Origin of the sequence: Mesorhizobium sp. Root552 (assembly GCF_001427285.1) — a bacterium.
Classification (GTDB): domain Bacteria; phylum Pseudomonadota; class Alphaproteobacteria; order Rhizobiales; family Rhizobiaceae; genus Mesorhizobium.
In genome coordinates this window covers 87447-95794 of sequence record NZ_LMFV01000007.1, presented here as the reverse complement: position 1 = coordinate 95794, position 8348 = coordinate 87447, and the positions used below count along the sequence as shown (strand labels likewise).

Here is an 8348-nt window from a genome sequence, read left to right as displayed (position 1 = left end):
GCCCTCCAAGCCGTCGTCCGAGAACATCCATCTCGACGACAATGGCGATATCCAGGGCCTGAGCTGAGCCTCACAACCAACCGGAGCAACACTCCGCAACCAGCACCAGGAGGCGCCCACAAGGCGCCTCTTTTGGTTTTTGGCGGTAACCTCATCCGGCGGCGCGGCTGGACGCGCGGGTGCGCCTTTCCTATAAGGTCGAAAAAGATCAACCGGCTGGATCGTGGATGAGGAGCCGGACCTGAGCCGCGAATCGGCTTGGCCGTTTTCTTTTCCCGAGCCCATTCGAAATGGACGCCGCCATGACCGGACCCAATCCCAACATCAAGCATCCGATTTTCATGCATCCGCGCGTCGGCTTCCTGAAGGCGCTGGTGGAAGCCCCCAATATCGAGATCGGCGATTTCACCTACTATGACGACCCGGACGGGCCGGACAAATTCGTCGAGAGATGCGTGCTGCACCACTATCCGTTCATCGGCGACAGGCTGGTGATCGGCAAGTTCTGCGCCATAGCCGAGGGCGCGCGCTTCATCATGAACGGCGCCAACCATGCCATGTCGGGCTTCTCCACCTATCCGTTCAATATTTTCGGCCACGGCTGGGAAGAAGGCTTCGACGTGGCGAGCTGGGAAAAGGAAAACCGTGGCGATACCATCATCGGCAACGATGTCTGGATCGGCATGGAAGCGATCGTCATGCCGGGCATCACCATCGGTGACGGCGCGATCGTCGCCGCCAAGTCGGTCGTCACGCACGATGTGCCGCCCTATGCCATCGTCGCCGGCAACGCCGCGAAGGTCGTGAAGATGCGCTTCGACAACAGAACCGTCGAACGGCTGCTCCGCCTTGCCTGGTGGGACTGGCCGCTCGACAGGATCAATCGAAATCTCAATGCCATTCGCGGCAGCGACCTGAACAAACTGGAGAGCGCTGCGTGAGCGTGCAGGAAACACTCGACGTCAATCTTTTCACACGGCCGTGGGTGTTCATCCGCGGCGTGCCGGCGATGAAATTCCTGCCGCCCGAAGGGCCGCCCGAGATCGCCTTTGCCGGCCGTTCCAATGTCGGCAAGTCGTCGCTGATCAATGCGCTGGTCGGCCACAAGGGGCTGGCGCGCACCTCGAACACGCCGGGGCGCACGCAGGAACTCAACTACTTCGTGCCGGACGGCTTTTCGGGCGAAGGCGGCGACCTGCCGCCGATGGCGCTGGTGGACATGCCGGGCTACGGCTATGCGCAGGCGCCGAAGGAACAGGTCGACCAGTGGACCAAGCTCGTCTTCGACTATCTCAAGGGCAGGGTGACGCTGAAGCGCGTCTACGTGCTGATCGACGCCCGCCACGGCATCAAGAAGAATGACGAGGAAGTGCTGTCGCTGCTCGACAAGGCCGCAGTCTCCTACCAGATCGTGCTGACCAAGACCGACAAGATCAAGGCGGCGGGCGTGCCGCGCCTGATCGAGGAAACACTGCAGAAGATCCGCAAGCGCCCGGCGGCCTTTCCGGGCGTGGTGGCGACGTCGTCTGAAAAGGCCGAAGGGCTGGACGATTTGCGCGCGGCGATCGTGCTGGCCGCGAACGGGCTTTAGATCGGTTCTGCGCAATTGCAGGCGGAAAACCGGTTTCCACTTTTCCTGGAATTGCTTCAGGCCGGTTTGAAGCTGAGTGACAGGCCGTTGATGCAATGGCGCTTGCCGGTCGGTGGCGGGCCGTCGTCGAAAATGTGGCCGAGATGGCCGCCGCAGCGGCTGCAGTGGCACTCTGTGCGCACCATGCCCAAGGTTGAATCCTCGCGCGTGCCGATGCTTTGCGGCAGCGATTCCCAAAAGCTCGGCCAACCGGTTCCGGATTCGAATTTCGTCTCCGAGGCATAGAGAGGCAACTCGCAGCCCGCGCAGGCGAAGGTGCCCTTGCGGTGCTCTTCGAGCAGCGGGCTGGTCCACGGTCGCTCGGTCGCCTCGTGGCGCAGTACCGAATATTGTTCCGCCGACAGCATCTGCTTCCATTCGGCATCGGTCTTGATGACGGCAAAGGTTTCGGCCCGCGCCTCACTGATGCGGCCTGAGCGCCAGAACACTGCGGCAGCCGTCAGGAAAGCAGCGGATGCGGTGCCGTTCAGGAGCAGTTGGCGACGGTTCATGATGCAGTTCCTTTCGCAGAACCTTGCCAGACGACGACCGCGCCGGGAAATCAAAAAGCGGTGACGCGGTGAATGGCGAGGCCGCGCGGCTGTTGAAGAAACCGCGCAGCCTGTTGTCTTCCTGATGGTATTCGCGGGCAGTGCTGCCGGCGTTACATCTTCGGCAAAAGAACCTTGTCGACGACGTGGATGACGCCGTTCGACTGCTCGACATCGGCGATGGTGACGTTGGCGACATTGCCGTTCTCGTCGGTGACGGTGACTTTGCCGCCTTCATCCTTGAGGGTCAGTTCGCAACCGCCGGCGGTCTTGACCTTGTGCGCGCCGCCATCGTCCTTGACCATCTTCATAACGTCGGCCGCCATCGCCTTGGCGCCGATGACATGGCAGGTCAGGACCTTGGTGAGCTGCTCCTTGTTTTCAGGCTTGAGCAGCGTGTCGACGGTTCCGGCGGGCAGGGCCTCGAAGGCGGCATTGGTGGGCGCGAACACCGTGAAGGGGCCGGCGCCCTGCAGCGTCTCGACCAGGCCGGCTGCCTTGACGGCGGCGACGAGCGTGGTGTGGTCCTTCGAGTTGACGGCGTTTTCGACGATGTTCTTGTCGGCATACATGGCGGCGCCGCCGACCATCGGATTTTCTGCATAGGCGACAGTGCCGAGGGCGGACAGTGCTACAACGCCGGCGAACAGAGCAGTGGCGATCTTGCGCATATCAGGTCTCCTTGGATTTCGAAAACCCCGTTGTTGGGGCCGCAAGGAGATACGGTGCGATTCCGCAGGAGTTTCACCGGACGTGAAGATTTCCGGCTAGATGTTCTTCAGGTCGCCCGTTGCGACGACGGGGCCGGTGGGCTGCCCGGTCGGCGAACCGCCGGGAGGCTCGACGCTGACGGCGAGGACCGCGCCTTGCTCGATCTGCTGCTGGATCGATGGCGTGACAGATACGGTCGTGGCAGTTCCAACGGGGATGACGCCGAGCGAAACGGGCGGCTTGTCGCCCTCGATCAGCCACAGTTCGAAGTCCTTGCCCTGGTCGCGCTCGCCGGAAAGGTGGGACAGGCCGACATTGTGGTGGGCGGCATCGTAGACGGCGAGATACTTCACATTGCTGCTGTCGGCGGCAAGCGAGGCGACAAGCCGGACCTGCGGTTGCGCCGGCGGCTGCAGGTAGGGCAAAGCGAGGCTGATGGCGAGGCCGGCAACGGCAGCGGCGGCAAGCCCGCGCCAGAAGCCGAGGCTTGCCCACATGCCGGCGCGGGGTGCGCTCGATGGGGAGGCGGAGGCAAACAGCCGGCGGTCGATAGCGGCCTTGACCGATTGGGGAGGCTCGGCGGGCGCATAGGCGTCGGCCAGGGGCGACAGCCGCGCTTCCCAGGCATCCACCAGCCGCGCGAAGGCCGGCTCGCTCTCGATACGCCGGCTCGCTTCCTGCCGCTCGGCTGCGGAGAGGACGCCAAGAACGTATTCGGCGGCGATGAGATCGTCGCTTTCCCGTTCCGGTCCGTGTTCACCCGTCAGCGTCATCTTTCCAGGCATTCCCGCAGTTTCATCAGGCTGCGCCGCAGCCAGGTCCTCATCGTGTTGAGCGGCACTTTGTAACGTTCTGCCAGCTCGGCATAGCTTTCCCCTTTCAGATAGGCGCCGCGCACGGCGGCGGCCTTGTCGTCTTCCAGTTCCTCCAGGCAGCGATGGATCTGGCCGGCCTCGTTGCCCGAAACCGCCGCAGCCTCCGGGCCGGGGCTTGGATCGGCTACCTCAAGCACGGCCTCGATATCGGCAGCCGGCTGCCGCCGCGACCTGATGCGGTCGATGGAATGATTGCGCGCAATCGCCACCAGCCAAGAGATCGGACTGAGGTCCGACACCGCGAAGCGGTCGGCCTTGGTCCAGATCTTGACGTAGACTTCCTGCAGCGCGTCTTCAGCCTCGCCCCGATCGCTCAAGACACGCAGGCACACGCCGAAAAGTTTCGCGCTCGTCTGCCGATAGAGCAGATCGAACGCCGCCCGGTCCTTCATCGAAGTCCGGACAATGAGCTTGGTGATATCCTGCGGCTCCATCGCGGTTCAAATTATGCGATCAGCCGGCATTTGCAACGCCGCATCGATGGCAACTGACATCGGCTGCCAAAAGGGGCGACAAGCCATTTGCCCCTGCTGCGGTTTCCCGCTAAGACCCGCCCGTTCCTTTCAGAAAAGCCGGGAAACGCCTTGATGCCGGATATTGCCGCCACCGCCGAAATGCAGGCCGCGCTTCTTTCGAGAGCCCTGCCCTACATGCAGCGCTACGAGAACAAGACGGTGGTGGTGAAGTATGGCGGCCACGCCATGGGCGACACCGAACTCGGCAAGGCTTTCGCGCGCGACATCGCGCTTTTGAAGCAGTCCGGCGTCAACCCGATCGTGGTGCATGGCGGCGGGCCACAGATCGGCGCGATGCTGACCAAGATGGGTATCGAATCGAAGTTCGAAGGCGGGCTTCGCGTGACCGACCGCAAGACCGTCGAGATCGTCGAGATGGTGCTGGCCGGCTCGATCAACAAGGAGATCGTGGCGCTGATCAACGCCGAGGGCGAATGGGCGATCGGCCTGTGCGGCAAGGACGGCAACATGGTCTTCGCCGAGAAGGCGCGCAAGACCATGGTCGATCCGGATTCCAACATCGAGCGCGTGCTTGATCTGGGCTTCGTCGGCGAGCCGGTGGAGGTCGACCGCACGCTGCTCGACCTGTTGGCGCGTTCTGAAATGATCCCGGTGATTGCGCCGGTCGCACCTGGGCGCGACGGCCATACCTACAACATCAATGCCGATACCTTTGCCGGTGCCATCGCGGGTGCGCTGGAAGCCAAGCGCCTGCTGTTTTTGACCGACGTGCCGGGCGTGCTCGACAAGAACAAGAAGCTGATCGACGAACTGACGGTGGCCGAGGCCAAGGCGCTGATCAAGGACGGCACCATTTCCGGCGGCATGATCCCGAAGGTCGAGACCTGCATCGAGGCGATCGAGCGCGGCGTCGAAGGCGTCGTCATATTGAACGGCAAGACGCCGCATTCGGTGCTGCTGGAGCTATTCACCGAGCATGGCGCCGGCACGCTGATCGTGCCCTGATCCTATCGGCGCAGATGGGACAGCGGCACGTGGCCGGGTCCCTTAATGTTCTGCAGCACGAGCTGCGTGTGGACGTCGCGCACGCCCTTCAGCCGCATCAGGCGGTGCATGACGAAGGCGTTGAGGTCGTCGACCGAAGGCACCATGACGTGCAGCAGGAAGTCGTGGTCGCCGGTCATCGTCCAGCATGACGAAACCTCGTCCATGTGCTCGACGGCGGCGATGAAGGCTTCGGGCGAGCCGTCGCTATGGCTGGTCAGGCGGACCTGGATGAAGACCTCGACCGACAGGCCGACCGCGCGGCGACTGATCCGCGCCGTAAAGTTCTTGATGATGCCGGTCTCCTGAAGGGCCTCGAAGCGTCGCGCGCAAGGCGTGGTGGAGAGGCCGATTTCCTGCGCAAGTTCCGAAACCGGCTTGCGGCCGTCGCGCTGCAGGATGTCGAGCATCCTGATCTCGAAATCGTCGAATTGAGGCATTTTCTCTCCAGCAAGGTATACTGATGAAGATGTTACCTCAAAAACATGGCTTAAGCGACGTGAAAAACCGATTCGCCTTCCCGAAAGGCGGTAACCTGCCGGCAGATCAAGCTGGTTTGCCGCGGGAGAGCGATCATGACCATAAGTGTTGCCGACTACGCCCGCGAATGCGCAGCGCAGGGATTGCGTGGCGACTATTCGGTGTGCCGCACCGACTTCACGGTGCGGCAGGACTACAATTACAGCCCGGCCGAGCAGAAGGTGTGGCGCACGCTGTGCGACCGGCAGACAGCACTGACCGAAAAGCTGGCGCACCATACCTATCTGGACGGCGTGAAGGCGCTCGGCCTGCTCGACCGCATTCCCGACTTCGGTGAAGTCAGCGAACGCCTGGGCAAACTGACGGGCTGGGAAATCGTCGCCGTGCCGGGCCTGATCCCGGCGGGGCCGTTTTTCGATCATCTGGCCAACCGCCGCTTTCCGGTGACCAACTGGCTGAGGACCGAGAACGAACTCGACTATATTGTCGAGCCGGACATGTTCCATGACTTTTTCGGCCCTGTGCCGATCCTGACGCAGCCGGTCTTCGCCGACTTCATGCAAAGCTATGGCGCACGCGCCGAGGAAGCGATTGCAGCCGGCGGCGACGAGATGATCACCCGGCTCTACTGGTACACCGCCGAATACGGCCTGATGCACGAACCGGGGCAGGAACTCAAAGCCTTCGGGGCAGGGCTGATGTCGTCCTACACCGAACTCAGCTTCGCGGTGACCGACGCCAAGGCGCATCGCGTTCCGTTCGATCTCGAGACGGTGATGCGCACGACCTACGAGATCGACAAGTTCCAGCGGGCCTATTTCGTGCTGCCGTCGTTCGACGTGCTGCGGGATGCGTTCCAACAGGCCGACCTGAAGGCAATCGTGCGGCGCTGGAAGGACCAGCCCACGCTCGACCCGGCCAACCTTTAAACGGCTATCTTCCTGGTCAGGTGGTCGCCGAGACGGCAGGCCAGCGCCGTGATCGTGGTCGTCGGGTTGCACTCGCCCGACGTGCAGAACACCGATGAGCCGCCGACATAGAGGTTGGCCATCGCATGGACCTTGCAGTCGGCATCGACCACGCTTTTGGCGAGATCGATGCCCATGCGCGTGCCGCCCATATGGTGATGGCCGGCGAGTTCCTGATTTGTCGGATAGTCCTCGCCTGAGGTCAGCCAGTCGTCGATGCGGACCCGGCCGAGGTTCTTCTCGGCCATCGTCTGGCCGAACAGGCGCAGGCCTTCCAGAATGGTGCGCCGCTCAAGCTCGCTTTTCTTCCAGTGCAGTTCGATGCGCGGCACGCCCGCATGATCCTTTTCGGTCGCGGAAAGCTCGATGTGGTTGTCGGCGCGTGGAGCCTGTTCCCAGGCGACATAAAGCTGGGCGGCGCAGCGAAGATGCTGGCCGAGCTTGACCGCCGCCCATTCGGCGAAGTCGGGCGCGGTGCAGGCAAGGTCGGCGATAAGGCGCTTGGCTCCGGGATAGGGCGTTTCGATCAGCCGGATGCCGAAATTCATGATCCTGAGCCGCTCCATCGCGGCGGGCGAGGGCGAGAAGAAGGCTTCGTTGGCCGCGTCGACTTCGAATTCGTCATAGTCGGCGAGGATGGCGTTGCCGCCCTCGAAGGTCGGATGCTCCATCCAGTACTTGCCGAGCGCCTCGGCATGCGGAACCACGCCTCCGTTGGAGACCTCGTTTGACCAGAGCAACAGGCGCGAGTTTTCCAGCCCGCCCGTGCAGACGACGAAGTAGTCAGCCTTGAGCAAACCGGCCTGCCGCCCCTTGGACCAGATATGTGCGCCCGTGATCTTGCTGCCGTCGCCGTCAAGGCTGGTGACGGAGGTGTTCAGCACCAGTGCGATGTTGCGGCTTCCGGTCAGTTCATCCGCGTATTTTTCGCCGAAGCGGACGGCATTGCTCTTGATCAGCTGGACCCAGCGCATGTCGTCCGAAATCGGCACATCGACGCGAAATTCCGGCAGTTCGAGAATGTCGTGGACTTCCGGCAGGAAGGGTTCGATGTCCGCTCGCTCGATCGGCCAGCCCGTATCGGGCACCCATGCCTTCGGCTTGAAGTCATGCGCGTCAAGCACGCGGCACCATCCGGCCCAATGGTTGGAACTGCCGCCCATGTAGCGCAGCCGGGTTATGTCGAGGTCGAAATACGGATCTCCCACGGTGGCGCCGCGATAGAAATCCTGTGATTCGTCGCTGTATTCGCGTCCGCCCGCTTCGAGAACCGCGACGGATATACCGGCGTTGCCGAGCTTGCGCGCGATGGTTATGCCTGCCGGTCCCGAGCCGATCACCACGACCTTCGGCGTCAGAGAGGCGGCCTGAAAGACCTCGTAGCTGTCGAAGATCATGCCAGATCGCTTTTCTTCAGGATCCAGCCGTTCACTTCGACGATTTCGTCACCCTCCGTGACCGGTGGCCGGGGACGGCCAAGCAGGGAGGGGAGGAATGGCAGCGCCAGCAAAAGGTTCAGTATAGTGCGGCGTGAATGGGTCTTATCGGGCATGGACATGTTCGCGGCTGGACAGGCGGCCTTGGTACACCTTTCCGGTAAAGGCGAAGTTGCT

Annotated in this window: 11 protein-coding genes; 4 read left to right on the top strand and 7 right to left on the bottom strand. The window is 62.6% G+C overall.

Going from position 1 to position 8348, the window contains the following annotated elements:
* Window positions 1-302: 302 nt before the first annotated feature.
* Window positions 303-941, top strand: coding sequence for a CatB-related O-acetyltransferase (locus ASD50_RS04500; protein WP_056236714.1), 639 nt, complete (start codon window positions 303-305; stop codon window positions 939-941).
* A complete protein-coding gene (yihA, locus tag ASD50_RS04495; RefSeq protein WP_056236690.1) occupies window positions 938-1591 on the top strand; it encodes a ribosome biogenesis GTP-binding protein YihA/YsxC in 654 nt (217 codons plus the stop codon). Before ASD50_RS04500 ends, yihA begins: the two co-directional genes overlap by 4 nt.
* Window positions 1592-1647: 56 nt before the next feature.
* Here the strand turns inward: yihA and msrB are convergent, their stop codons facing one another.
* The 4 genes from msrB to ASD50_RS04475 all read right to left on the bottom strand — a co-directional run bounded on the left by msrB (window position 1648) and on the right by ASD50_RS04475 (window position 4201).
* Window positions 1648-2142, bottom strand: coding sequence for a peptide-methionine (R)-S-oxide reductase MsrB (msrB, locus tag ASD50_RS04490; protein ID WP_056236688.1), 495 nt, complete (start codon window positions 2140-2142; stop codon window positions 1648-1650).
* Window positions 2143-2294: 152 nt separating this feature from the next.
* Window positions 2295-2852, bottom strand: coding sequence for a fasciclin domain-containing protein (locus ASD50_RS04485; RefSeq protein WP_056236686.1), 558 nt, complete (start codon window positions 2850-2852; stop codon window positions 2295-2297).
* A gap of 96 nt (window positions 2853-2948) precedes the next feature.
* Window positions 2949-3665 (bottom strand): anti-sigma factor domain-containing protein, encoded by a 717-nt coding sequence (locus ASD50_RS04480; protein ID WP_156464937.1) that lies wholly within the window; start codon window positions 3663-3665, stop codon window positions 2949-2951.
* Window positions 3662-4201: a sigma-70 family RNA polymerase sigma factor gene (locus ASD50_RS04475; RefSeq protein WP_056236681.1), complete on the bottom strand. Its 540-nt coding sequence runs from the start codon at window positions 4199-4201 to the stop codon at window positions 3662-3664. The genes ASD50_RS04480 and ASD50_RS04475 overlap by 4 nt, the downstream gene beginning before the upstream one ends.
* A 153-nt stretch (window positions 4202-4354) precedes the next feature.
* Here ASD50_RS04475 and argB point away from each other — a divergent pair, with 153 nt between their 5' ends.
* Window positions 4355-5248 (top strand): acetylglutamate kinase, encoded by an 894-nt coding sequence (gene argB, locus ASD50_RS04470; RefSeq protein ID WP_056236679.1) that lies wholly within the window; start codon window positions 4355-4357, stop codon window positions 5246-5248.
* A gap of 2 nt (window positions 5249-5250) precedes the next feature.
* Here argB and ASD50_RS04465 read toward each other — a convergent pair whose 3' ends face one another.
* Window positions 5251-5727: an Lrp/AsnC family transcriptional regulator gene (locus ASD50_RS04465; RefSeq protein ID WP_056236676.1), complete on the bottom strand. Its 477-nt coding sequence runs from the start codon at window positions 5725-5727 to the stop codon at window positions 5251-5253.
* Window positions 5728-5862: 135 nt separating this feature from the next.
* Between ASD50_RS04465 and phhA the strand changes: the two genes are divergently transcribed.
* Window positions 5863-6696, top strand: coding sequence for a phenylalanine 4-monooxygenase (gene phhA, locus ASD50_RS04460; RefSeq protein WP_200952375.1), 834 nt, complete (start codon window positions 5863-5865; stop codon window positions 6694-6696).
* On the opposite strand, the gene ASD50_RS04455 is transcribed toward phhA, so the two are convergent.
* Window positions 6693-8132 carry a GMC oxidoreductase gene (locus ASD50_RS04455; protein WP_056236672.1) on the bottom strand — a complete coding sequence of 480 codons (1440 nt, stop codon included), beginning with the start codon at window positions 8130-8132 and terminating at the stop codon, window positions 6693-6695. The two genes, phhA and ASD50_RS04455, sit on opposite strands and share 4 nt — an antisense overlap.
* A complete protein-coding gene (locus tag ASD50_RS22925; protein WP_156464934.1) occupies window positions 8129-8287 on the bottom strand; it encodes a hypothetical protein in 159 nt (52 codons plus the stop codon). Before ASD50_RS22925 ends, ASD50_RS04455 begins: the two co-directional genes overlap by 4 nt.
* Window positions 8288-8348: the final 61 nt, after the last annotated feature.

Bases quoted from the DNA above. Each gene is read 5' to 3' on its own strand.
- ASD50_RS04500 (WP_056236714.1), top strand. From the start codon at position 303: ATGACCGGACCCAATCCCAACATCAAGCATCCGATTTTCATGCATCCG.
- msrB (WP_056236688.1), bottom strand. From the start codon at position 2,142: ATGAACCGTCGCCAACTGCTCCTGAACGGCACCGCATCCGCTGCTTTC.
- ASD50_RS04485 (WP_056236686.1), bottom strand. From the start codon at position 2,852: ATGCGCAAGATCGCCACTGCTCTGTTCGCCGGCGTTGTAGCACTGTCC.
- ASD50_RS04480 (WP_156464937.1), bottom strand. From the start codon at position 3,665: ATGACGCTGACGGGTGAACACGGACCGGAACGGGAAAGCGACGATCTC.
- ASD50_RS04475 (WP_056236681.1), bottom strand. From the start codon at position 4,201: ATGGAGCCGCAGGATATCACCAAGCTCATTGTCCGGACTTCGATGAAG.
- argB (WP_056236679.1), top strand. From the start codon at position 4,355: ATGCCGGATATTGCCGCCACCGCCGAAATGCAGGCCGCGCTTCTTTCG.
- ASD50_RS04465 (WP_056236676.1), bottom strand. From the start codon at position 5,727: ATGCCTCAATTCGACGATTTCGAGATCAGGATGCTCGACATCCTGCAG.
- phhA (WP_200952375.1), top strand. From the start codon at position 5,863: ATGACCATAAGTGTTGCCGACTACGCCCGCGAATGCGCAGCGCAGGGA.
- ASD50_RS04455 (WP_056236672.1), bottom strand. From the start codon at position 8,132: ATGATCTTCGACAGCTACGAGGTCTTTCAGGCCGCCTCTCTGACGCCG.
- ASD50_RS22925 (WP_156464934.1), bottom strand. From the start codon at position 8,287: ATGCCCGATAAGACCCATTCACGCCGCACTATACTGAACCTTTTGCTG.